Source organism: Brucella sp. H1_1004, from assembly GCF_047308065.1.
GTDB lineage: Bacteria > Pseudomonadota > Alphaproteobacteria > Rhizobiales > Rhizobiaceae > Brucella > Brucella pseudogrignonensis_B.
Genome location: NZ_JAYKZA010000002.1, coordinates 445,090 through 469,441, shown reverse-complemented (window position 1 = coordinate 469,441; position 24,352 = coordinate 445,090). Strand labels below are relative to the sequence as shown.

The window sequence follows — 24,352 nt, the reverse complement described above, 5'->3', positions numbered from 1 at the left end:
CCCGCTTTCATCATGCTTTTAAGAGAAGCCTTTAAAACCACTGCCCGAAGCGCCGGATATACAAAGCCTTGGTGATTTGCGCGAGCACGCAATATGCAACCAATGTCACAACAAGCCATGGGAAATAGCTCAGAGGCAAAGGCACCAGGCCAACAGAGGCGCCAATCGACGAGAATGGCAGATAAATGCCGATGGCCATAATGAGTGCTGTCATGAGCATCACCGGCACAGCTGCTGTGCTCTGAATGAAAGGAATTTTCTGCGTGCGCAGCATGTGGACCACCAGCGTCTGCGACAATAGCCCTTCAATGAACCAGCCCGACTGGAACAACGATTGCATTTCGACCGAATTGGCTGCGAACACATACCACATAAGTGCGAAAGTCGTCATATCGAAGATCGATGACGTCGGTCCAACAAAGATCATAAACCGACCGATATTGGGCGCATCCCACTTACGTGGTTTTTGGACGAACTCCATGTCCATTCGGTCCCAAGGCAGGGAAAGCTGCGAAATATCGTACATCAGATTCTGTATCAGAAGCTGTATCGCCAGCATCGGCATGAAGGGTAAGAAAATGCTGGCAACCAGAACTGAGAAGACATTTCCGAAGTTCGAACTTGCCGTCATATTGAGATATTTAATGATATTTCCGAAAGTCTCGCGACCTTTGATAACACCTTTCTCAAGCACCATCAGGCTTTTTTCAAGCAGTATGATATCGGCAGATTCCTTGGCAATATCCGCGCCACTATCCACTGAAATGCCGACATCGGCATCGCGAAGGGCTGGGGCATCATTAATTCCGTCACCAAGAAATCCAACTGTATGACCATTGGCCTGCAGCATCTTGAGAACACGCGATTTCTGTAACGGCGTGAGCTTGGCAAAAACAGTGCGTTCTTCGACCAGTTTCTGCAGGGTAGCGTCGTCGAATTTTTCAATCTCGCGCCCCAAAAGCGGAATGCCCGGCTCCAGCCCCACTTCACGACAGACTTTGACGCTGACAATTTCATTGTCACCTGTCAGAAGCTTTACAGTAACTCCATAGTCCCGAAGCGCTGCAAGGGCAGCGCGTGCGCTATCCTTTGGCGGATCAAGGAAGGTTAGAAATCCTTCAATAACGATATCGGCTTCATCTTCGGTGCTGTATTCCGGCTTGATGGCATCGCCAGTGAGTTCGCGTGTTCCCAGCAGAAGCACCCGCAACCCATCTTCATTATAGGATCGGGCCAATGCTTTCAGCCGATCACGCTGGGTTTGATCAAGTGGCAAAATGGTGCGACCGTCACGCAAATGCGTTGCGATTGCAAGCATCTCTTCTACCGCACCTTTTACCACCATCAGATTTTCATTATTTGGCCCCTCAAGGACGACCGATAGACGACGACGCACAAAGTCGAAGGGCAACTCATCGACCTTTTGGTAGAACTTGTCTTTGCCAAAGCCCGCCTTTTCAGCAAAATTCAACACGGCCTGATCCATGAGATTTTTCATGCCGCTTTGATGATAACTATTAAGCCAGGCAAGCTTGAACACACGTTCGTTGCTTTTTCCCTTAGCATCCAGATGATGCTCAAGAATGATGTGATCCTGTGTAAGCGTGCCCGTCTTGTCAGTGCACAGCACATCCATCGCTCCAAAGTTCTGGATGGCATTGATGCGCTTAACCACCACCTTTTGCTGCGCCAGTGCAACCGCACCTTTTGCAAGATTGGATGAAACGATCATCGGCAACATTTCGGGTGTGAGGCCGACGGCAACTGCCAATGCAAACAAAAAGGCCTCGCCCCAATCGCCTTTGGTAATACCATTGATCAGCATAACGAGTGGAACCATTACCAGCATGAAGCGGATCAAAAGCCAGCTTACGCTGTTCACCCCACGATCAAACGAGGTTTCGGCACGCGATCCAACCAGCACTTTTGCCAGCGAACCAAAATAGGTACGCGCTCCTGTGGCGACCACAAGTGCGGTGGCAGTACCGCTGACAACATTGGTGCCCATGAAGCAGACATTGGGTAAATCAAGCGGACCCGCGTCCGCGTCAATGACACCACTCGCTGATTTTTCCATCACAAAGCCGAGCGTGTCGTATTTCTCCACCGGAATAGATTCGCCAGTGAGTGCAGCTTGACTGACAAAAAGATCGCGCGAAACAATAAGCCTTATATCGGCCGGGATCATATCACCAGCAGATAGCCGGATAACATCACCAGCCACCAGTTCCTGAATTGGCAATTCCATGAATTGAGGCTCAGATTGAACTTCCGGGCGTCGTTGCACAGTGGCTGTGGTACGAACCATAGCCTGCAAGGCTTCAGCGGCCTTGCAGGAGCGATATTCCTGCCAAAACCGTAAAATGCCGGACAAAAGCACGAGCGTCATTATGATGCTGACGCCGGTATAATCTGCGTCGTCACCGTTTTTAAGCGGCCAGATAATATCCGTGAAGCTGCTGACAACGGCCAGCGTCGTCAGAACTACAACGAAAGGATTCTTGAAAGCAAGCAGCAATTGCAGCAGTGCATGAGGCCGCCTCTCATGAGCAACCTCATTGCGACCGTCTCGCTGTAAGCGAATGCGGGCTTCTGCAAAAGTGAGGCCATTCAATTGCCCCCGCACATTGGCAAGTGTGGTTTCAATGCTGTTTTGGGCTTCACGCGCAGCCCGCATGGAAAGCCGTTGGCTCGACTGATGATTACTATTTGGAGCCGTCTTAACGTTCTTGTTTTTCGTGTTGGTATTCATTATCGCCTCCCGCCGCACTTAAGGCAGAAAAGCGGTCAACACAGTCCTTCAAATCAGGACAGACGAGAGCGCGGCTTCTATGGCCTATGCGGTCGATAAGGGTTGGATTTGCAGTAAAGAAATGCCCGCTGCACCGTGCCCATCAGCATCAATGCAGCGAGCTTACTGGCGCCGTCACTCATGATGTGCTCCTTGAATATGGACCGAACTCATATGCTCATTCCTAGATCAGGCCATCATTTTATGAAATGAAGTCCTGCCTGACAGGCTTTTTCTTGAACCTTCTGAACTATCACGTCAAATCCAAGAAATAGGTGGCTAGAAGAACGGAGAGCGTATTTTTGAATGTTTTCTTGTCTTGACCATTTTATAGTGAGATGTAGTCTGTAACCTATTGATTGGCCGCGATAAGCGCGAGATATCTCTGGTTCTGATATTAGATTTTATGCATCTATAGGTTTGCAACAGCAGGGAGATTTGCCCATGGGAATTTTCGATTTCGTGAAGTCAGTTGGAACCAAGCTTGGTTTCGGAGAAAATGAACCCAAAGCCGATGACCTCAAGAAAGAGCTCGACTCACATAATCTTGGCACCGATGGCGTGCAGGTGAGTGTGCAGGGTGACAAGGCAGTCCTGACCGGCAACGTGAAGGATCAATCGGCTTTTGAAAAAGCCATCATCGCTGTCGGCAACTCGCTTGGTGTTTCCAAAGTGGAAGCCTCGGAACTGAAAGTCGGTGGCGCCGGAACGACCGGTGCTGAGCCTGTCTTCTACACAGTCAAGAAGGGCGACAATCTTTGGAAAATTGCCGAAGCGCAATATGGCAAAGGCAATGGCGCAAAGAATGACATCATCTTTGAAGCCAACAAACCGATGCTGACGCATCCGGACAAAATTTATCCGGGTCAGGTGCTGCGCATTCCGCCGCTCTAAGGCCGATATTCAACCCTATGCAACACGCCTCGCTGTTTAAAGCAGTGAGGCGTTGTCTTTTTATAAGCATCCGCACCGATCTATGAGAAAAGACAATTGGAAGAGCAAAGAGTTTTCGGTGCATGCGTGTTTTTTCAACTTGTGCCTTTCTTCCTCCGCAAAAACCCATAAAAATCACTTCCACAATATCCGAAGCAGAAACGGAGATGCTGGATGAAGGGTTTTTGGGCGGGCGCTTTCGCAGTCACAATGTTAGCGAGCACGGTATCTTTTGGTTACGCGGCAGACAGCGAGCCAAAATGGCACACCTCTTCCAGCCTCGTTGGCGAACCCAAATATCCGGCTGGTTTCAAGCATTATGACCATGTGAATCCTGATGCGCCGAAAGGTGGCGCGCTCAATCAGGTCGCGGTTGGCACATTCAACAGCTTCAACCCTTATGTTGTTCAAGGTGTGCCAGCCGCTGGCCTCGCCCCATTCGGCGGCGGGATGCTTTACGACACATTGATGAGCGACTCTCTTGATCAAGGCTCAACACAATATCCGCTGATCGCCGAAGCCCTACAATTTCCTGATGATTATTCGTGGGTGAAGTTTAAGCTCAATCCCAATGCGAAATGGCATGATGGGCAGCCAATCACTGTCGATGACGTCATCTGGTCGTTCGACGTGCTGAAAAAGCAGTCTCCCATGTATAATAAATATTATGGCGACGTCGAAAAAGCCGAAAAGACCGGCGACCATGAAGTGAAGTTCACCTTCTCAGAAAAGGGCAATCGCGAACTTCCGCAAATCTTAGGACAGCTTGCCGTTCTTCCGAAGCACTGGTGGGAAGGCAAAGATGCGCAGGGAAAACAACGCGACATCAGCCGCCCGACACTCGAAATTCCGCTGGGGTCTGCTGCTTATAAAATCAAAAGCGCCGTCCCGGGAAGTTCGGTCGTATGGGAGCGCGTTGCCGATTATTGGGGCAAGGATTTGCCCGATAGTGTTGGCCGCAACAATTTTGATGAAGTGCGTTACGAGTATTACTTAAGCGAGGACGCAACCTGGGAAGCCTTCAAAAAAGGCGGCCAATACGATTATCGCAATGAGAACCGGGCGCAGCGCTGGGCCGAGCAATATAATTTTCCGGCAGTTCAACGCGGCGATGTGGTGAAAAAGTCGTTCCCATATAATGCTGTCGGGCGGATGCAGGGCTATTTCCTCAACACCCGCAAAGACAAGTTCAAGGATCCGAAAGTGCGTGAAGCGCTAACATACGCTTTCGATTTTGAAACCATGAACCGGTTGCTATTCTTCAACCAATATACCCGCATCAACAGCTATTTCTCCGGCAATGAATTGCAGCTCGATGGTCCGCCAACGGCTGAAGAAAAAGCCATTCTTGAAACGGTAAAAGATGCGCTGCCCGCAGCAGCCCTCACAGACGAGTTCAAAGCGCCCGTTTATGACACGCCACAGGCAACACGCGATAATTTGCGAAAAGCGCTGCAACTCTTTGGTGAAGCAGGCTGGAAACTACAGAACAATAAGCTGGTTGATGCCAATGGCAAGCAGTTCACGATTGAGTTTTTAGATGACGGCCCAACATTTGAGCGCGTCCACAATCTCTATATCCAAAACCTGAAAAAGATCGGTATTGATGCGCGAATTCGCACCGTCGATGCTGCACAGTATCAGGCCCGCCTCAATGACTTCGACTATGATGTGATATCGTCTGTCACCCCGCAAACTGCCTCGCCGGGCAACGAGCAGCGCGATATGTGGGGCTCGAAAGCAGCGGACTTTAAAGGCAGCCGCAACTATGCGGGTATCAAGAATCCAGCCATCGACAAGCTGATTGATCGCATCATCTATGCGAAAGATCGCGACGAACTGGTGGCGGCAAGTCACGCGCTCGATCGTGCATTGTTGTGGAACTACTACGTCATTCCACAATGGTATTCGGACCACATCAATGTGGCTTATTGGAACAAGTTCGGGATGCCCGATAAGCAGCCCGATTATATGGGAATTGACCCGTTTTCGTGGTGGATAGATCCTGTAAAGGAAGCAAAAATCAAGACTGGCGCCCAATAGAGTATCGATAGAATGACAACTCTTCGCATGGATCGCCGCCATTTTCTCGGGCTCTCAGGCAGTGCAGCGATCGCTGCCTGCCTGCCAGAAATTGCTTTTGCAAAGCTTGCCGTCGACAAGCCCTTGCATGGATTATCAGCCTTTGGCGAACTGAAATACCCGCCCGAATTCACGCATTTCGATTATGTGAACCCGGATGCACCCAAAGGCGGCACGTTCACGCTCGCGCCCAATACATGGTACTGGAATCAAAACACTGCCACCTTCAACACGCTGAATACATTGACTTTCAAGGGTGACGCGCCGCCACGCATGGAGCTGACCTTTGATGGGCTCATGGCATCAGCGCTTGATGAGCCGGATGCGGTCTATGGACTGATTGCTGAAAGCGTCACGCTCTCCAAAGATCGGCGCACCTGTCTCTTTAAACTGCGCAAGGAAGCACGCTTTCACGATGGTTCGCCGATTGAAGCGAAAGACGTGGTATTCACGTACACGACGCTGAAAGAAAAGGGCCATCCGCTTATCCGGCAAACGCTTGCCGCGCTCGAGACTGTAAAGGAAATTGGGAGCAGCCAAGTCGAGATGCACTTTGCTGCAGACCGCGGTGTCGGCGCTATTCTTGATGCGGTGACGCTACCGATATTATCGAAAGACTGGTTTAAGGATCGTGATTTCGATGCGTCCAACATGGATGTGATCCTCGGATCGGGCGCTTATCGCGTCGGAAAAGTGGTTGCTGGTCAGTCAATCGAATATGATCGTGTTGACGACTATTGGGCCAAAGATTTGCCTGTGCAGCGCGGTTCCAATAATTTCGATCATCTGAGGATCGAATTTTATCGTGATCGTCAGCCGGAATTTGAAGCTTTCAAGAAAGGCAATATCGACTTCCGGCAGGAAAGCGTCGCTAAAAACTGGGCTACGGCCTATGACTTCCCGGCGATTGAGCAGAAGAAGATTATCAAACGCACTTTTCCGCGAGAAAAGCGCCCTTTGATGCAGGCATGGGCGCTCAACCAGCGCCGCGAACGCTTTCGAGATCCACGGGTGCGCGAAGCAATCAATCTCTGTTTCGACTTTGAATGGACGAATGCGAACCTATTCTATTCGACCTATGAACGCTCGCAATCCAATTTCAATGGTTCCGATTTTCAGGCCGTGGGCTTGCCGACACCAGATGAAATGAAAGTGCTGGAACGCTATCGCGGTAAAATTCCCGATGCAGCCTTTGGTGAAGTCTCTCTCATGCCTGTCTCGGACGGCACCGGTCGCGATCGCAAACAGTTTTCGCGCGCGATTGAGCTGATGCATGCGGCGGGCTTTGAACGCAAAAACGGCCAGTTCCACGGTAAGAACGGCGAAAAATTCTCGCTGGAGATCCTCAGCAATTCAGAAAGCTTTTCGCGCATCTATAATCCGTTTGTGCAGAAGATGCGGGCAATTGGCATTGATGCCGGTTTGCGACTGGTCGATCCAAGCCAGTATCAGGCGCGAATACAGGATTTCGACTTCGATCTGGTGGGCATAGCGATGCAGTTTGGTGCAACGCCGACAAAAGAATCGCTCGCCAGCATGTTCGGCTCGGACTCAGCCAAGACACCGGGCAGCTATAATCTTCCGGGCACTTCAGACCCGATAATCGACGCATTGATCGACGATGTCGGACGGGTTTCCACTCGCGACGAGCTCATTGCAACGATACGGGTGTTAGATCGCTACTTGCGTATCCGGCTGGAGTGGATTCCAAATTGGACAGCAGCGAATCATCTGGTTGCCTATTGGGATCGTTTTGGCTTTAAGGAGCCGAAGCCCGATTATGGCTTTCCGGTCGAGACGCTTTGGTGGACTAAACCGTAATTTTTTAAAATATAAAGGCGAAACTATTGGCAAGCCGTGAGAGCAATCTGAACATGTGGGGCTGTGAGAGCTGATGGGCGCATATATTTTACGCCGCCTGCTTTTAATGATCCCGACGATCCTCGGCATTATGGCCATATCTTTTGCGGTCGTTCAATTTGCGCCCGGTGGACCTGTTGAACGCGTGATCGCGCAGCTCTCCGGTCAGGGTGGCGACGCTCTTGATCGTATTTCCGGCGGTGGCGCTGATGCCGGACAAACCGCTATCGATAGCGGCTCGGTCAATTCCAAATATCGCGGTGCGCAAGGTCTTGATCCACAATTCATTGCCGACCTTGAAAAGCAATTCGGCTTCGACAAGCCGCCGCTTGAGCGTTTTGGTCATATGCTCTGGAGCTACATGAGTTTCGATTTTGGCCGCAGCTACTTCCGTGACATCAGCGTCATCGACCTGATCAAAGAAAAAATGCCGGTTTCAATCTCACTCGGCCTTTGGCTTACATTCCTTTCCTATCTGATTTCGATTCCGCTTGGCATTCGCAAGGCGATCAAGGAAGGCACGCGCTTTGATACATGGACCAGCGCAATCATCATCGTCGGCTATGCAATTCCGAGTTTTCTGTTTGCAATCCTGCTGATTGTGCTTTTTGCGGGCGGCTCGTTCTTCGACTGGTTCCCGCTGCGCGGCCTCACATCGCCTGATTTTGCGAAAATGTCGCTCTGGGGCAAGATTGGCGATTATCTCTGGCACATGGTTCTACCCGTGACAGCACTTGTGCTTTCAGCCTTTGCCACGACAACGCTTCTGACCAAGAATTCATTTCTGGAAGAAATCCGCAAACAATATGTAACAACGGCACGCGCGAAGGGGCTTACGGAACATCAGGTGCTTTACCGCCACGTGTTTCGCAACGCCATGTTGATCGTCATTGCCGGTTTTCCAGGCGCATTTATCTCGGCCTTCTTTACCGGCTCACTGCTGATTGAAACGATCTTCTCGCTCGATGGACTGGGCCTGCTCGGTTATCAATCGATTATCAATCGCGATTATCCGGTCGTGTTTGCCAGCCTGTTTATTTTCTCGCTAATCGGCCTCTTGGTCGGGCTGTTGTCTGATCTGATGTACACATGGATTGACCCGCGCATCGACTTTGACCGGAGGGATGTGTGATGACAGACACCACTCTTACCCCTGCCGCAAAGCCCGTAAAGCGCCCATTTCTCTCGCCGCTCAATCGTCGGCGCTGGCAGAATTTTAAAGCCAATAGGCGTGGTTACTGGTCGCTGTGGATTTTCTTGTTCCTGCTCGTGGCGGCACTTTGCTCCGAGTTTATCGCCAACGATAAGCCCATCCTTGTTTCCTACAAGGGCGAGCTGCTGACGCCAGTTTTTGTTGATTACCCGGAAGAGAAATTTGGTGGTTTTTATGCGGTCACAGATTATCGCGATCCGGTGATACAGGACGAGATCAACAACAATGGCTGGGCGATCTGGCCGCCAGTCCGCTATTCCTACAACACCGTCAATAACGACATTCCGGAAGCTGCACCATCCAAGCCATTCTGGCTTTATACAGAAGAACAACGCTGCCAGCGTTATCCGCTGGGTGTGAATGATCCGAATTGTATTGTTGGCAATTTCAACTGGCTCGGCACAGACGATCAGGCGCGCGATGTGTTTGCGCGTGCGCTTTATGGCTTCCGCATTTCGGTGCTGTTCGGCCTGATCCTCACCTTCTTCTCCGCCGTCATCGGCGTGACCGCTGGTGCTGTGCAGGGCTATTTCGGCGGCTGGGTCGATCTGATCTTCCAGCGTGTCATCGAAATCTGGTCTTCGATTCCGGTTCTCTATCTGTTGCTCATTATAGCTGCGATATTACCACCCGGGTTCTGGGTCTTGCTCGGCATTATGCTATTGTTTTCATGGGTTGCCTTCGTTGGCGTTGTCCGCGCCGAATTCCTGCGTGCCAGAAACTTTGAATATGTGAATGCAGCCCGTGCGCTTGGCGTAAAAAACGGCACCATCATGTGGCGGCATCTGCTGCCCAATGCGATGGTGGCAACGCTGACCTTCCTGCCGTTCATTCTCAATGGTTCGATCACCACGCTGACCGCACTTGATTTCTTAGGCTTTGGCCTGCCGCCGGGTTCGGCTTCGCTCGGCGAATTGCTCGCGCAGGGCAAGAACAATCTTCAGGCACCCTGGCTTGGTATTACCGGCTTTGTGGTGATCTCGGTAATGCTATCGCTGCTGATTTTCATCGGTGAAGCAACGCGTGATGCATTCGATCCACGAAAGGCGTTTCAATGAGTGGGTCGATGAATAAGCCGTTGCTTTCTGTCCGCGACCTTTCCGTCGCTTTTCGCCAGAATGGTGAAGAACGGATTTCCGTGGACCGCGTTTCCTTCGACATTGCTGAAGGAGAAACCATAGCACTTGTGGGCGAATCGGGTTCTGGCAAGTCGGTATCAGCCCTCTCCATCCTCAAGCTTCTGCCCTATCCGGCTGCGAGCCATCCTTCCGGTGAGGTTATCTTCAACGGCAAGGATCTGATGAAGGCATCCGAGCCAGAGTTGCGGCGCGTGCGCGGCAATGATGTGACGATGATCTTTCAGGAGCCGATGACGTCGCTCAATCCGTTGCATACGGTGGAACGACAGATCGCTGAAATCCTGAAAATGCATCAGGGCATGGGTGATCAGGCGGCGCGCAAGCGCACGCTTGAGCTTCTGCATGAGGTTGGTATCCGCGAACCAGAAAAACGCCTTGCGTCCTTCCCGCATCAGCTTTCAGGCGGGCAGCGTCAGCGTGTGATGATCGCCATGGCGCTCGCCAACAAGCCAAAGCTGCTAATCGCCGACGAGCCGACAACCGCGCTTGATGTGACCGTTCAGGCACAGATTTTGGAACTTCTTGCGGAACTCAAAGCCTCGCAGGGCATGTCGATGCTCTTCATCACGCATGATCTTGGCATTGTGCGCAAGATCGCTGACCGGGTCTGCGTGATGAGCAAAGGCAAGATTGTCGAAGCTGGACCGACGAAAGAAATTTTCGAAAGTCCGCAGCATGACTATACAAAGCATCTGCTCGCGGCAGAACCAAAGGGCGAGCCGCCTGCTGCCGATCTCAATGCCAAAACCGTGATGGAAGGCAAAGACGTTCGCGTCTGGTTTCCGATCAAGAAGGGCTTTCTGCGCAAGACAGTCGATCATGTGAAAGCAGTGGACGGCATTGATGTGCAACTGCGTGCCGGCCAAACGCTTGGCGTTGTGGGGGAATCAGGCTCCGGCAAAACCACACTTGGTCTCGCGCTTTCACGGATGATCTCATCAAAAGGTGAGATTCGTTTTGACGGTCGCGATATTGCGCAATTCAGCTTCAAGGATATGCGTCCGCTGCGGCGCGAAATGCAGATCGTTTTTCAGGATCCATTCGGATCCCTCAGCCCACGCATGACCATCGCAGATATTATTGCGGAAGGGCTTCTGGTGCATGAACCAAAGCTGTCCGCCGATAATCGCGACGAGCGGGTTGTTTCTGCACTCAACGAAGTGAACCTCGATCCTGAAACCCGCTTCCGCTATCCGCACGAGTTTTCCGGTGGTCAGCGTCAGCGCATCGCGATTGCACGTGCCATGGTGCTCAATCCAAAATTCGTGATGCTGGATGAGCCAACCTCGGCGCTTGATATGAGCGTTCAGGCGCAGGTTGTCGATCTGCTGCGTGCATTGCAGAAGAAGCATGATCTGGCTTATCTTTTCATAAGCCACGACTTGAAAGTAGTGCGGGCACTGGCCAATGATGTACTGGTTATGCGCAATGGCAAAGCAGTCGAATACGGAACGTCAAAGGAAGTCTTTGCCAATCCAAAGACGGATTATACAAAAGCGTTGATGGCAGCGGCTTTCCACATGGAGGCCACACCGGGAGGAGTTAAGCAATGACAGGCAAAAATGATGGCAACATTCTTCTCGCAATAACCAATTGGGACCCGGCAACCTGGACCGATAGCTTCAAGGCGCATGCGCCTGAACGCAATGTCGTGACAGAGCGTGCTGAGAATGATCCAAACATCGAATATGCGCTTGTGTGGAAGCAGAAGCCCGGTTCTCTGGCCAATCTGCCGAACCTGAAAGTTATCTTTTCGCTGGGCGCTGGTGTGGATCATGTCTTCCATGATCCGCATATCCCGGATGTGCCCTTGGTGCGTGTCATTTCCGATGATCTCACCATGCGCATGACCGAATATGTGGTCTGGCAGGTGCTTGATCATCATCGTTTGGGCGCAAGCTATCGCAAGCAGCAGAAGAACCACGTCTGGCACGAAGATCCGCGCCAGCCAGCAGCCCATGAAGTGACAGTGGGCATCATGGGGCTTGGCGTGCTTGGCCGCGATGCAGCAGACAAGCTTAAAGTGCTAGGCTTCAATGTTACCGGCTGGAGCCGTCGTCCGCAGGAGATCGACGGTGTGCAGACCTTCAACGGCAAAGAAGGCTTTACACGCTTCCTCAAAACTGCCGATATTTTCGTCTGTCTTCTGCCTTTGACGCCAGACACCAAGGGCATCCTGTCCATGACCATGTTCGCACAATTGAAAAGCGATGGCCCACTGGGTGCGCCTGTGCTGATCAATGCGGGACGTGGCGGATTGCAGAATGAAGCCGACATTCTCGCGGCACTGGATCGTGGATTGCTGTCAGCGGTGACACTTGATGTGTTTAATCAGGAACCTTTGCCTTCTGACAGCCCACTCTGGACGCATCCGAAGGTGACGATCACCCCACATGCAGCCGCAAGCTCGTCTGCGAATGCGATTGTTCCGCAGATTATTCGTCAGATTGAAGCTTTTGAACGCGACGGAACGCTCGAAAACGTGGTTGACCGCGCTACGCAATATTAACAGGTTACCCGGCTAATCACCGTGCGCGATTAACTTGCGCATGGTGATCGACGTTGTGCGGTCAAACCCCGGATGAGATGTCTCGGCAATCTTGCGAAAGCCAAGCTTTTCAAAAACAGCGTGATTACGCGTGAGTTCTATCCGCGTTTGCAGTTCTAATTCTGGCTTGCCATGCGCAACAGCCTGCTGCTCTGCTTCTTCCATCAACCTGCGACCGATGCCTTGTCCCTCAAAAGCGGGCGCGACTGCGAGCTTCCCGAGATAGAAGTGATCGTCTTTTTCCTTGATAAACACACAACCAGCGAGTTGGTCACCGAGAAAAGCTGCAAAGCCCAGTTCGTCCCGGGCCTTGGTCTGCAAGTTTTCAACCGTTAACAAATGTGCGGACGATGGCGGGTCGATCACGCCATCCATATAAGCAAAGCTATCCCGAATAAGCTTGAGAAGCGCACCCCATTGCTGAAAATCTGCACCAATGGATGCAATGCGAACAGAATTCATTTGGGTTTGCGGGCCTTGTAACGAATGGTCTCAAAACGCACGTTCAATGCATTGTAGAGCAATAAGCGGCCCACAAGCGGTTCACCAATGCCTGTTACAAGCTTGATCACTTCCATAGCCTGCAAACTGCCAATCACACCCGGCAGCACGCCAAGAACTCCAGCCTCAGCACAGGTGGGAACGGACCCCGCTGGCGGCATGTCTGGAAACAGATCTCGATAGGATGGGTTTTGTGTGCCGTCAGCGCCTTTTGCATAGGGCATGAGGACTGTCAGCGTGCCATCAAAGCGCCCCATAGCGCCTGAAACCAGCGGACGCTCGGCAAGCGCACTTGCGTCGGCCAAAGCATAACGAGTGGCGAAATTGTCCGAACCATCAACCACCACATCATACTGGCTGATTAAAGCCTGCGCATTTTCACCATTAAGCCGCAAGGCGTGCGTTTCGACACTCACATGCGGGTTGATGCGGGCGACAGACGCTTTGGCGCTCTGAACCTTACTCTGCCCCACGCTGTCTGTGTCGTGGATCACCTGCCTTTGCAGGTTGGAGAGCGAAACGGTATCGTCATCGACAAGGCCAAGTGTGCCAACGCCTGCTGCAGCCAGATATTGCAGCACCGGCGCGCCAAGCCCACCTGCGCCGACAATCAGCACACGAGCAGCTTTGAGCTTCTGCTGACCCGGTCCGCCGATTTCCGGCAGCACGATATGGCGCGCATAGCGCTCTAGTTCTTCATTTGAAAAAGGCTTTGATGATGCATTCATGATGCTTGAACATAAGCCTGCTCACATGCGCTGTCAGCGACTATTTTCAGATTTTCGTCAGTTCGCCTGCTGCGACATTGAAAAACTGTGCGTCGCCTTCAAGCGCTTCAAACAGCGAACGGTCAGTGCCGGTCATGAAAGCCTGTCCGCCAAGATCATCAAGAATGCCGAACAGAGCCGCACGGCGTCCCGTATCGAGATGGGCGGCGATTTCATCGAGCAGCAAAATCGGTGCCATGCCGGAAAGCTCGCCCGTAAGACGGGCATGGGCGAGAATGAGGCCAATCAGCAGAGCCTTTTGTTCGCCCGTTGAACACAGCGCGGCAGGCATGGATTTGGGCCGATGCTGCACAATCAGGTCGGTGCGATGCGGACCCTCTAGCGTACGACCTGAAGCACGATCACGCGGACGACCATCGCGCAACTGACGGCGGAAGTCCTCTTCAAGATCAAGGGCTGCTTCCAGACCGATGCGCTGCTCAAGCGAACCTTCCAGAAAGCAATCAGCCTTCGGAAATGGACCATCGCTGGGTAATCGCTCAATCATCGCAGCAATCAGCCGCATCGCTTCCGCACGCGCTGCAGCGATAGCGATACCAAGCTCAGCCATCTGGCTTTCAATCGCATCCAGCCATTGATTGTCGCTGTTGCCGTCACTGAGAAGGCGATTGCGCGAGCGCATTGCCTTTTCATAATCCAGCACACGTTTGCCGTGGCCGGTATCAATGGCCAGCACCATGCGGTCAAGAAAGCGCCGCCTGTCCGATGCGCCACCCGTGAACAGCCCGTCCATTGACGGCACCACCCACAAAACACGCGCATAATCGAGAAGCTCGTCACCGGATGCTGCATTAGCGTTGATACGAACCTTGCGGCCACCTTCGCCGCCGCCCGCCGTCCCGGTGCCGATTTCGGCATCACCGTAGATCATGCAATCCAGTGTGGCGTGAATGGCAAAGCCATCATGTCCGGTTGTACGCGCGACATCATCATAAGATGCACGACGCAGCCCCCGCCCGGGAGATAGAAAAGAAAGCGCTTCAATAAGATTGGTTTTACCGGAGCCGTTTTCGCCTGTCAGCACCACATGGCCGGGGCCGAGTGGAATCGTGAGTTCCGCATAGTTACGGAAATCAGAAAGTTTAAGCCGCCGGACCGATACTCGATCCGGGCGGCTTTCTATGTTGTTTCTTGTTTCCACTATCCGCTTCTTTAAGGGCTGTCGCTATTCTGGTTATGGCGAGCCGGAAATGGTGGTTTTCGAGAACCGGAGCGCAGCGTACTGATAGTACGTGAGCACCGGATGCGGAGAAAAGCGCCATTTGCAGGCCGCCAGAGCCTGAATAGACGCCCTAGACGCGCATCGGCATCAGAACATAAAGCACATCTTCATCGCCGGTATCGCGCACAAGCGTTGGCGAGCCAGCATCAGCCAGCATGAAGACCGCATCCGAGCCCGAAAGCTGGCTGGTGATGTCGAGCAGATATTTCGAGTTGAAGCCGATGTCGATTGGATCATCATTATAATCGGCCGCAAGTTCATCGGTCGCGCTGCCCGAATCGGGATTGTTGACGGTGAGCGTCAACTGCCCATCAGCAATCGAAAGCTTGACCGCACGGCCGCGCTCGCTTGAAATGGTCGAAACACGATCAACGGAAGCTGCAAAATCCTGACGGCCAATCGTGAGCTTCTTATCATTGCCCGAAGGAATCACGCGCTGATAATCCGGGAATGTACCGTCGATCAGCTTGGACGTCAGAACAACCGAACCAACGGTAAATCTGATCTTTGCGTCAGATAACTCCACACCCACAACCGTATCGGGCACGTCGACGAGCTTCTGAAGCTCTGCGACGGTTTTGCGCGGAATGATGATACCCGGCATGCCTTCCGTGCCCGAAGGTGCTTCAAGTTCAGCACGCGCCAGACGATGACCATCGGTTGCTACTGCACGGAGCTTGAGCGCGCCATCGCTTTCAATGGCGTGAAAGTAAATACCGTTGAGGTAATACCGGGTTTCCTCCGTCGAGATCGCAAATTGGGTGCGATCAATCAGACGTTTCAAAGCTTGCGCCTCAATGCGGAACGTATGGGTAAATGAACCCGAAGTCAGTTCCGGGAAATCGGACTGTGGCAAGCATTGCAAGCGGAATGACGACTTGCCTGAGACAACCGACATCGAGCCGCCATCAGGATTGGTCGACAACATCACCTCTGCGCCGTCGGGAAGCTTGCGCACGATATCGTAAAGCAGATGTGCTGGAACTGTCGTAGCGCCGGACTGTTCGACCATCGCAGCCGTTGCTTCGTTGACTTCAAGGTCAAGGTCGGTGGCTTTCAGTGCAAGGCTCGCGCCCTCGGCTTGCAAAAGCACATTGGACAGAATCGGAATCGTGTTGCGGCGTTCAACAACGCGATGCACGTGATTGAGGGATTTAAGAAGGTTCGACCGTTCCAGGGTTACACGCATATTGAAACGCACTCGCTCTCTAGGACTGGGCAACCGCGCGACGAGCAGACACCCTTATCAATAAGGCGCTTACCGCGCCCGAAGGTTTGTTAGAGTGCCAGATTTATAAGCTTAAAAGCAAGCCCATGCCGCATCTCAAATCGACACGGTATGGGCTTTTTGTTGATAACCACTGTGAACAGCGGGGATGTCTGCGAAACTAGGCAGCCTGATCGTTAATCAGACGTTTCAACAATTCCAATTCCTGCGCAAGCTTGGCGTCAGCACCGACCAGATCTTCGATCTTGCGAACCGCGTGAAGAACGGTGGTGTGATCGCGACCGCCAAAGCGTCGGCCAATTTCCGGCAGAGAGCGCGGTGTCAACATCTTGGCCAGATACATGGCAACCTGACGCGGCTTGACGATAGTGCGGGTGCGGCGGCTCGACAGCAAATCCTGCTTCGAGACGTTGTAATGGCGTGCAACGATGCGCTGAATTTCTTCAATGCGAATGCGCTTTGGCTCGCCTACGCGGGTGAGATGACCAAGCAGTTCATCGACGCGATCGATAGAAAGATTAGGCTCGAACGACTGGCGGAACAGAAGCTGGTTGAAAGCGCCTTCCAGCTCGCGGCCCGATCCGGTAACGGTGCGGGCAACATGCGAAAGAATTTCATCGCTGATGTTCAGGCTTGGATCTTCAACCTGTGCCGCCGTCAGGCGACGGCGCATCATTTCAACGCGCATTTCATAATCTGGTGCTGCAACTTCAAGAGCCACGCCACCCTGAAGACGCGAGCGAACGCGGACATCAAGCGATTCCAGTTCCGATGGTGCACGATCAGCGGCAACAACAACCTGTTTGGCGCTATCGAGCAATGTGTTGAGCAGATGACAGAACTCATGCTGGATCGACTTGCCTTGCAGGAACTGCATGTCGTCGATGACCAGAAGGTCGATGTCGCGCAGCTGTTCCTTGAAAGACAACGCGTTGTTATCGCGGATAGCGGTCGCAAAGCGCCACATGAAATATTCAGCGGTCAGATAAACGACGCGTGCTTTTTCCTGGCGCTGCAGAGCGGCTGCGGCGATTGCCTGAAGCAGGTGGGTCTTACCAAGACCAACGGAGGCATGAATGAAAAGCGGATTAAAGCGAACTGCACTTGTGCCTGCTTCTGCAATGGTACGGGCGGCCGCCAAGGCCACACGGTTAGACGCGCCATCAATGAAGGAGTCGAACGTGTAACGCGGATCGAGCGGTGAGCCGAGAACAGCACCAGAGGCGGCAACCGATTCTGCAACAACGGCAGAACCACGCTTCTCCGCGCTTGGCTGGCCGACAGGAAAAGCCACCTTCTCGCGCACACCTGAAAGCGGCTTTGTTTCAGAGACTTCATTGGTTTCAGCAGGTGCTGCAGCACGAACCACACGGCTCATTCCGCGCACGACAACTTCGACTTTGAGAATCTGAGGGTTTTCTTCCTGCCACAACTCTGTCAGCAGGTCGGAATAGTGATTGTTGATCCAAGAGCGCAAGAAGGCTGTTGGAACCGACAAGCGAACAACGCTCTTGGAAAGATCGTCAAGCTTAAGGCGACCGAACCAGCTCGAATAGATCTCGCTGCCAACGCGGGCTTTAAGCTTTGCTGTCAGACGCTCAAAAACGTCATCACCGACTGAATTCTCAGCGCTCACCACGAGGCTGTTTTCTTTTACGGTTGCAGAAGATCCATGGATACGGTTCGCATGCGCATCATCACCCATCGTTGCCGTCGACTTACCAGTCATCATTGCCATCGTCTCGCCTGCCTTCACATTCTTACGCGCCATTTTTACGGCGCTTATCGTTTTTTCCTGCTTAAGGTCGCCTGATCTTCTGATCTGGTCGCCTCGCTGGTACTCACACTACACTGACACCTCAACCCTGAGGGCCAAACTCAAACTTCTCTACGCTCAAACAGCTATCACGGACCGGTGTCCGGATGCTCCTTTCCGGCTACGCGTTACGACTCACACAATTCTTACTCAAGGCTGATTGCCCGGAACGACTCTCGCGACAACCATTCAATTAACGAGGATGTGCCTAAAACAGCATTCCGGTTAATGAATAGTAAGCAAGCGTCAAAAGAGACAAACTTAATAGGAACAGGAACTTACGACCAGAATTAAGCAATCGCGGACTCAATTTCCCGCGTCAAAAGATTTTTCAATTGTATGCTAACTCCGGGCTAAGACCCACCCCTCTTGAGCTCTGACTTTAACGAAGCCTTGCGGCAAAGAGCAAGCCTAGAATCTTCAGTTTTTTCTTCAATTAAGACTTGCACTGCTTGAGAGAGAGGACTGAGAATCGCGTGCAGAAGAAATAACACCTTTGGATTCAATACGTTTCGTTTGGCGTTTTTTTAGGTGGCCACGATATGTTCTCCGAGAAAATAAATTTTTTAAATTTGCTTGACTCAGCCCCTCTTCCGAGTCCTTTCGACGGGCTGTGGATAAGTGTGGACAACGACAAGCAAGCTTTTGAAAAAAATGAGAAAATTTTGATTACAGATAAGTAAAAAACTAGAGGATTTCACTAATCACATGAAAAATTACTAAAGAATCATAGACCTGGAATGACACATCACTTTGTTTAGAAAAACTCCAAAAAAAGAAAACCCGGCTAACAATGAGCCGGGTTTCCAAAATCTAATTCTAATTTAGACTAGATTAGGCGTTCAGAGCCTTAACGCGTGCAGCAAGGCGCGAAACCTTACGAGCAGCTGTATTCTTGTGAACAACGCCCTTTGAAGCAGCGCGCATCAGTTCTGGCTCAGCAGCCTTGAAAGCAACCGTTGCTGCTTCCTTGTTGCCGCTCAGGAGCGCATCTTCAACCTTGCGGAGGAAAGTGCGAACGCGCGAACGACGCGATTTGTTGATTTCGGTGCGGGCAGCGATCTTGCGCACTGCCTTCTTCGCCGAAGGAGTATTGGCCATAAATGCCTCTCTTTTTCTGTCAGCAGCCCACGGTCAATAACCGTCAGGCACAAAAACCTCTAGGGCAGCCATAATGCCTAGGGCCGCCGATCCGTGGCGGGCTTATAGATCAGCTTTGCCTGCGCGTCAACGAGGATTCTGATCTGAAGCCCTGTCAAAAGGCCGGATATGCGGCCTTCTGGCGCAAATTATGGCGCACAAGCCAGCGATAGCGCTTCATTTTCAGCCTCTCACGCTCATCACATCAGCGATTCTTGAAGGATGGCGTCCGTTTGTCGATAAATGCGGACATGCCTTCTTTCTGATCTTCGGTCGCGAAAAGCGAATGAAACAGACGGCGTTCAAAACGCAGACCTTCATCCAGCGTCGTCTCATAAGCCCGGTTGACCGATTCCTTGACCATCTGCACCGAAGGCTGCGAGAAAGACGCAATACGCTCGGCCGCTTTCAATGCTTCCTCGATCAGCTCTTCGGGTGCGACAAGCCGTGAGACCAGACCGCAACGCTCGGCTTCTTCTGCATCCATCATGCGGCCTGTCAGGCACATATCCATGGCCTTGGACTTGCCGACATAGCGGGTGAGGCGCTGCGAGCCACCCATACCGGGCATAACACCCAGTGTAATCTCTGGCTGGCCAAATTTGGCATTGGTGGCCGCGATAATGAAATCACACATCATGGCAAGCTCACAGCCGCCGCCCAGCGCATAGCCGGAAACAGCTGCAATAATCGGCTTGCGGGTGCGATCAACCTTGCGCCAGTCGGCAAACATGTCTTGCAAATAAGCATCGACGAAGTTGATAGGCTGCATTTCCTTGATATCTGCACCAGCAGCAAAAGCCTTTTCAGAACCCGTGAGAACAATCGCGCCAATTTTGCCATCGCTGTCGAAAGCTGAAAGCGCTTCGGTCAGCTCTTTGAGAATGGTACTGTTTAATGCATTGAGTGCCTGTGGCCGATTAAGCCGAACAAGTCCTACACCGCCGCGTGTTTCTACAACGATCGTTTCATAAGCCATGAGAAAGTCTCTCCTCCAAAACCAGTACGTATTCCGCCGTCAAGCTGGACCAGACGTTTCAATTTAACAAGACCAGCGCATAGTTAAGTTTGGCACGAAGCGCAGAAAAACGTGGAACGTCCCGACTGTACCGCGCGCTCAATCTTATTTTTGCAGCCGGGTGCACGACAGGGCTGCGCCTCCCGCCCATAGACGGAGAATGAATGCTGGAAATAGCCAAGTGCGCCATCTGCCTGAATGTAATCTTTCAAACTTGAGCCGCCCGCGGCAATCGCCTCGGCAATCACAGTGCGAATATCCTGCGCCAGCTGATCAAGAAGTTTTTTATCCTTAGAAATAGAGCCCGCAGCTCGCATTGGTGACAGACGTGAGCGCCAAAGCGCCTCGCAGACATAGATATTGCCAAGCCCTGCTATCAGCCGCTGATCAAGCAGCGCTGCTTTTAAAGGCGTCTTGCGGCCCTCAAAAAGTGCGCCAAGCAATTCGCCTGAAAGGCTGTTGCCGGTTGGTTCAACGCCCAGACCTTTCAAAAAAGGATGGTCATTCAAAGCGCCATCTTCTGCAAAGAGCATGAAACCAAACCGTCGCGGATCATTATAGATGATGCGCGCAGCTGAGCCATTTGCGCGTTTTAGATGAAAAACCACATGATCATGTTTGGTGAGTTTGGAACGCTCATGATGGAAGTCGCCCGGCATTTCTTCCGTGTCATCCGCCTCTATCCGAAACGAGCCGGACATGCCCAGATGGCTGATGATCGACAGCCCGTCATCCAAATGCATGGTCAGATATTTCGCACGTCGCCCCAATGCATCAATATTGCGTCCCGTAAGGCGCTCCACAAATTGATCAGGAAAAGCAAAGCGTAAATCCGGCCTGTTCTGCTCGACATGTTCTATTTTTGAACCTTCCATAAAAGGCTGCAAACCACGGCGAACTGTTTCAACCTCAGGCAATTCGGGCATTTTTCATCTTTCGGGCAGGAAAAGTAACAAGCGGTTGCAATGATATAATGCTGCTTAGCGGCATTTGCCATCCGTTAACCCAAACCACATCCAAGTCGCATAGAACCTATATTAACGTTTTATTTTCCTTGTTTCTTAAACTCATCACAATTGGCAGGCACTAAAAGGAAACCCAACGAGACTTTAGTTCAGGGTAAGTAACATGCCGACTTTGATGACGCGCTTTATCAAAAACAGATCGGGTGCAGCGATGATCGAATGCACACTCATCGGTGCGCTTGCGATTATTGCCGTCATTAGTGGCATGGCACTGTTTGCCGGAAAGCCTGCTTCTGCCTTTGATTATAAAGCAGCGCAGATTCAGATGACCGAACGCAACTAAGTTGTCTCACTGCATAGAGATTTGAATAGCCACCCGGTTCACGCCGGGTGGCTATTTGTTTATTGATTGAACCAGAAATTCTAATCGCCGAGGAATGTCATGACCGTTGAAATCATTACCGCGAAATCAGCCGATAGCCGCCCTGTCTGGTTCATCTCGAAGAATGCCGTCGATCAGGCCGGACTATCGCCGGATTCGGCAGCCTGGGCAAAGGCGAATGATTTTAATGGTGAGGCCGGCCGTGTTCTCGTGCTGCCCGGTAAAGACGGGGCGATTGCTGGCGCGCTGTTTGGCACAGGTGATGCGGAACAGAGCGGGCAGTCACAGCTTCTTGCCGGAAAGCTTGCACGCAGCCTTCCCGAAGGCGACTGGCATATTGAAGGCACGCCAGATCATGCAGAACTGGTAACACTCGCCTTTCTGATGGGCGGCTATAATTTTACGCGTTACCGCAAGGGCAGCGACAAGCTCATCCGTCTGGCTGTGCCCGACAGTGTTGATGCGGCAGAAACGCAGCGCATAGCTGATGCCGTAACGCTCGCACGCGATCTCATCAACACGCCGACCAATGATATGGGGCCGGATGCTCTGGAACAGGCAGCGCGTGATCTTGCGGCGAAAAGTGGCGCAAAACTCAGCACCGTTGAGGGTGAGGCGCTTCTCGAACAGAATTTCCCGATGATCCATGCGGTTGGTCGTGCGGGCAGCATTGCACCACGCCTGATCGATCTCACATGGGGCAAGGACAGCGATCCAAAGATTACGCTGGTCGGTAAAGGCGTGTGCTTTGATACCGGCGGTCTCGACATCAAGCCTGCAAGCGGCATGTTGCTGATGAAAAAAGATATGGGCGGCGCTGCCAATGTGCTGGGTCTTGCCTCCATCATCATGGATGCCAAACTGCCCATTCGTCTGCGCGTACTCATTCCGGCTGTTGAAAACTCGATTGCAGGCAACGCGTTCCGCCCAAGCGACGTGCTGCAAAGCCGCAAGGGATTAACGGTTGAAATCGGCAACACCGATGCGGAAGGCCGCCTGGTGCTGGCTGATGCACTGGCATTGGCCGATGAAGAAGAGCCGGAACTGATCATTGATATGGCAACGCTGACGGGGGCTGCACGTGTGGCGCTCGGCCCTGATCTGCCGCCTTTCTACACGCATGATGATGCCCTTGCAGAAAACATTGCGGAGAAGGCCATTGAAACCGCCGATCCGCTCTGGAGGATGCCGCTCTGGCAGCCTTATGCGCAGAAACTTTCATCGCGCGTGGCGGACATCAACAATGTCACCACCGATGGCTTCGCCGGTTCGGTTACCGCTGCTCTGTTCCTCAGCCGCTTTGTCGAAAAGGCAAAGAGCTGGGCGCATTTCGATATTTTCGGCTGGGTGCCCGTTGAAAAGCCTGCCTCGCCTGTCGGTGGGGAAGCGCAGGCCATTCGTGCGGTCTATGCGCTTCTCAAGCAAAAATATCCGGCGAAATGAAATCGCTTGCTTGCAAAGCGAAAACGGCGTTGAATGATACGGAACCGAAACGATATCAAGCGTTGCGTAAAATATGCCCGTTGAATTGAAGCCTTTGCAGGCGCTGACATTGTTGAGAACGCTGTCACTGGCGCAGGTGCGGGATGAAATGCCTGACCTTACAACGCGGCAGACCGCCATTCTTCTAACCATTTATCTCGAGCCGCCGCCGCATACGGTGCGGGGGCTCGCAGCCAAGCTTGATGTCACCAAGCCGGTGATTACGCGAGCGCTCGACACGATGGGAACGCTTGATCTCGTCTCCCGGCATCGTGATGAAAAAGATCGCAGAAATGTGCTAGTAAAAAGAACGGTCACGGGTGCGCTGTATGTCGAAAGACTGGGTGATCTCGTGATTGCTAACGCCCGGGAGTTACCATTGTGAGCATGCTTGATCGTCGTCTCAACGCCTACCGTCCCGATCTTGCCGATGAGCGGCTGAATGGTCAGGTGGAAGCGATCCGCTTTACCGCAGGCACGTTGATGCAGGTTTCTGATTCCGTGGTCGATCTGCGTGCTGAGCCGCGCCCCGACAGCGGGCCGCAGACGCAAATCATCTTCGGCGATATGGTGCGCGTCTTTGAAGAGCAGGACGGCTGGTGCTGGGTTCAGGCAGAACGCGACGGCTATACCGGCTACGTCTCGGCGGCTTCACTGGCAAAGCCTGTTGGCGAGTCGACGCATATGGTGATTGTTCCACGCACGTTCGTCTATCCCGGCAATGATCTGCGTTTTCCGCACACTCAGGCGCTCTCCCTTGGCTCACGGGTACGAATCGTTGGCTCGTCCGAAAAGCGCGGCACTGAATATGCCTTGCTTGAGAGTGGAGAGGCACTGATCGCAAAGCATCTGGCGCCTTTGGGCCAACATGCGGATGACTTTGTAGCGGTTGCCGAAACACTTCTGCACACGCCGTATCTTTGGGGCGGCACATCAGGCTTTGGCATCGATTGCTCTGGTCTGGTGCAATTATCGATGTGGGTTGCTGGTAGATCAGTTCTGCGCGATTCGGACATGCAGGAAAATTCGCTCGGTGACATCATCGAGCCTAATGCCGATTATTCTAATCTCAAGCGCGGCGATCTCGTCTTCTGGAAAGGCCATGTCGCGATCTGCCAATCGCCGGAGATGCTCCTTCATGCCAGCGGCCACACGATGACCGTAACGCTTGAACCGCTGAAGGACGCAATTCAACGCATCGCGTATCTTTATGATCTGCCGACGCTCATCAGAAGGCCATAAGC

20 protein-coding genes are annotated in these 24,352 nt (G+C 52.5%); 11 read left to right on the top strand and 9 right to left on the bottom strand.

The window, feature by feature from the left end:
- Positions 1-31: 31 nt before the first annotated feature.
- The gene (mgtA, locus tag U2P60_RS09515) at positions 32-2,752 is read right to left on the bottom strand and encodes a magnesium-translocating P-type ATPase (protein WP_413572362.1); all 2,721 of its coding nucleotides are present in this window, start codon (positions 2,750-2,752) and stop codon (positions 32-34) included.
- A 483-nt stretch (positions 2,753-3,235) separates the two neighbouring features.
- Here mgtA and lysM point away from each other — a divergent pair, with 483 nt between their 5' ends.
- The 7 genes from lysM (at position 3,236) to U2P60_RS09480 (ending at position 12,527) form a co-directional block, all read left to right on the top strand.
- Complete coding sequence (gene lysM / locus U2P60_RS09510) at positions 3,236-3,685, top strand: peptidoglycan-binding protein LysM (protein ID WP_413572360.1); 450 nt, start codon at positions 3,236-3,238, stop codon at positions 3,683-3,685.
- Between the two features lie 213 nt (positions 3,686-3,898).
- On the top strand, positions 3,899-5,767 hold the full coding sequence (locus U2P60_RS09505) for an extracellular solute-binding protein (RefSeq protein WP_413572359.1): 1,869 nt from the start codon (positions 3,899-3,901) through the stop codon (positions 5,765-5,767).
- Between the two features lie 12 nt (positions 5,768-5,779).
- Positions 5,780-7,627 carry an extracellular solute-binding protein gene (locus U2P60_RS09500; protein WP_413572358.1) on the top strand — a complete coding sequence of 616 codons (1,848 nt, stop codon included), beginning with the start codon at positions 5,780-5,782 and terminating at the stop codon, positions 7,625-7,627.
- A 73-nt stretch (positions 7,628-7,700) separates the two neighbouring features.
- Complete coding sequence (locus tag U2P60_RS09495) at positions 7,701-8,798, top strand: microcin C ABC transporter permease YejB (RefSeq protein ID WP_413572357.1); 1,098 nt, start codon at positions 7,701-7,703, stop codon at positions 8,796-8,798.
- Complete coding sequence (locus U2P60_RS09490; protein WP_313827548.1) at positions 8,798-9,937, top strand: ABC transporter permease; 1,140 nt, start codon at positions 8,798-8,800, stop codon at positions 9,935-9,937. The genes U2P60_RS09495 and U2P60_RS09490 overlap by 1 nt, the downstream gene beginning before the upstream one ends.
- 8 nt (positions 9,938-9,945) lie before the next feature.
- On the top strand, positions 9,946-11,571 hold the full coding sequence (locus tag U2P60_RS09485; RefSeq protein WP_413572356.1) for an ABC transporter ATP-binding protein: 1,626 nt from the start codon (positions 9,946-9,948) through the stop codon (positions 11,569-11,571).
- Positions 11,568-12,527 carry a glyoxylate/hydroxypyruvate reductase A gene (locus U2P60_RS09480; RefSeq protein WP_313827546.1) on the top strand — a complete coding sequence of 320 codons (960 nt, stop codon included), beginning with the start codon at positions 11,568-11,570 and terminating at the stop codon, positions 12,525-12,527. The genes U2P60_RS09485 and U2P60_RS09480 overlap by 4 nt, the downstream gene beginning before the upstream one ends.
- Positions 12,528-12,539: 12 nt before the next feature.
- Here U2P60_RS09480 and U2P60_RS09475 read toward each other — a convergent pair whose 3' ends face one another.
- From U2P60_RS09475 to mutM, 8 genes are all read right to left on the bottom strand, one after another.
- Positions 12,540-13,028 (bottom strand): GNAT family N-acetyltransferase, encoded by a 489-nt coding sequence (locus tag U2P60_RS09475; protein WP_413572355.1) that lies wholly within the window; start codon positions 13,026-13,028, stop codon positions 12,540-12,542.
- Positions 13,025-13,795, bottom strand: coding sequence for a molybdopterin-synthase adenylyltransferase MoeB (locus U2P60_RS09470; RefSeq protein ID WP_413572353.1), 771 nt, complete (start codon positions 13,793-13,795; stop codon positions 13,025-13,027). Before U2P60_RS09470 ends, U2P60_RS09475 begins: the two co-directional genes overlap by 4 nt.
- A 46-nt stretch (positions 13,796-13,841) precedes the next feature.
- Positions 13,842-14,996 (bottom strand): DNA replication/repair protein RecF, encoded by a 1,155-nt coding sequence (gene recF, locus U2P60_RS09465; RefSeq protein WP_413572351.1) that lies wholly within the window; start codon positions 14,994-14,996, stop codon positions 13,842-13,844.
- A gap of 151 nt (positions 14,997-15,147) precedes the next feature.
- Positions 15,148-16,266, bottom strand: a complete 1,119-nt coding sequence (gene dnaN, locus U2P60_RS09460) for a DNA polymerase III subunit beta (protein ID WP_413572350.1) — start codon at positions 16,264-16,266, stop codon at positions 15,148-15,150.
- 199 nt (positions 16,267-16,465) lie between these two features.
- Positions 16,466-18,037, bottom strand: coding sequence for a chromosomal replication initiator protein DnaA (dnaA, locus tag U2P60_RS09455; protein WP_413573742.1), 1,572 nt, complete (start codon positions 18,035-18,037; stop codon positions 16,466-16,468).
- A 918-nt stretch (positions 18,038-18,955) separates the two neighbouring features.
- Positions 18,956-19,222 carry a 30S ribosomal protein S20 gene (gene rpsT / locus U2P60_RS09450; RefSeq protein ID WP_187543721.1) on the bottom strand — a complete coding sequence of 89 codons (267 nt, stop codon included), beginning with the start codon at positions 19,220-19,222 and terminating at the stop codon, positions 18,956-18,958.
- A 244-nt stretch (positions 19,223-19,466) separates the two neighbouring features.
- Positions 19,467-20,240: an enoyl-CoA hydratase gene (locus U2P60_RS09445; protein WP_413572348.1), complete on the bottom strand. Its 774-nt coding sequence runs from the start codon at positions 20,238-20,240 to the stop codon at positions 19,467-19,469.
- 83 nt (positions 20,241-20,323) lie between these two features.
- Positions 20,324-21,205, bottom strand: a complete 882-nt coding sequence (mutM, locus tag U2P60_RS09440; protein WP_413572347.1) for a bifunctional DNA-formamidopyrimidine glycosylase/DNA-(apurinic or apyrimidinic site) lyase — start codon at positions 21,203-21,205, stop codon at positions 20,324-20,326.
- Between the two features lie 202 nt (positions 21,206-21,407).
- Between mutM and U2P60_RS09435 the strand changes: the two genes are divergently transcribed.
- From U2P60_RS09435 to U2P60_RS09420, 4 genes are all read left to right on the top strand, one after another.
- Positions 21,408-21,587 (top strand): Flp family type IVb pilin, encoded by a 180-nt coding sequence (locus U2P60_RS09435; protein WP_313827536.1) that lies wholly within the window; start codon positions 21,408-21,410, stop codon positions 21,585-21,587.
- A 99-nt stretch (positions 21,588-21,686) separates the two neighbouring features.
- Positions 21,687-23,069 (top strand): leucyl aminopeptidase family protein, encoded by a 1,383-nt coding sequence (locus tag U2P60_RS09430; RefSeq protein ID WP_413572346.1) that lies wholly within the window; start codon positions 21,687-21,689, stop codon positions 23,067-23,069.
- A gap of 73 nt (positions 23,070-23,142) precedes the next feature.
- Positions 23,143-23,493 carry a MarR family winged helix-turn-helix transcriptional regulator gene (locus tag U2P60_RS09425; RefSeq protein WP_313827534.1) on the top strand — a complete coding sequence of 117 codons (351 nt, stop codon included), beginning with the start codon at positions 23,143-23,145 and terminating at the stop codon, positions 23,491-23,493.
- 2 nt (positions 23,494-23,495) lie between these two features.
- Positions 23,496-24,350 (top strand): NlpC/P60 family protein, encoded by an 855-nt coding sequence (locus U2P60_RS09420; protein WP_413573740.1) that lies wholly within the window; start codon positions 23,496-23,498, stop codon positions 24,348-24,350.
- Positions 24,351-24,352 lie beyond the last annotated feature (2 nt).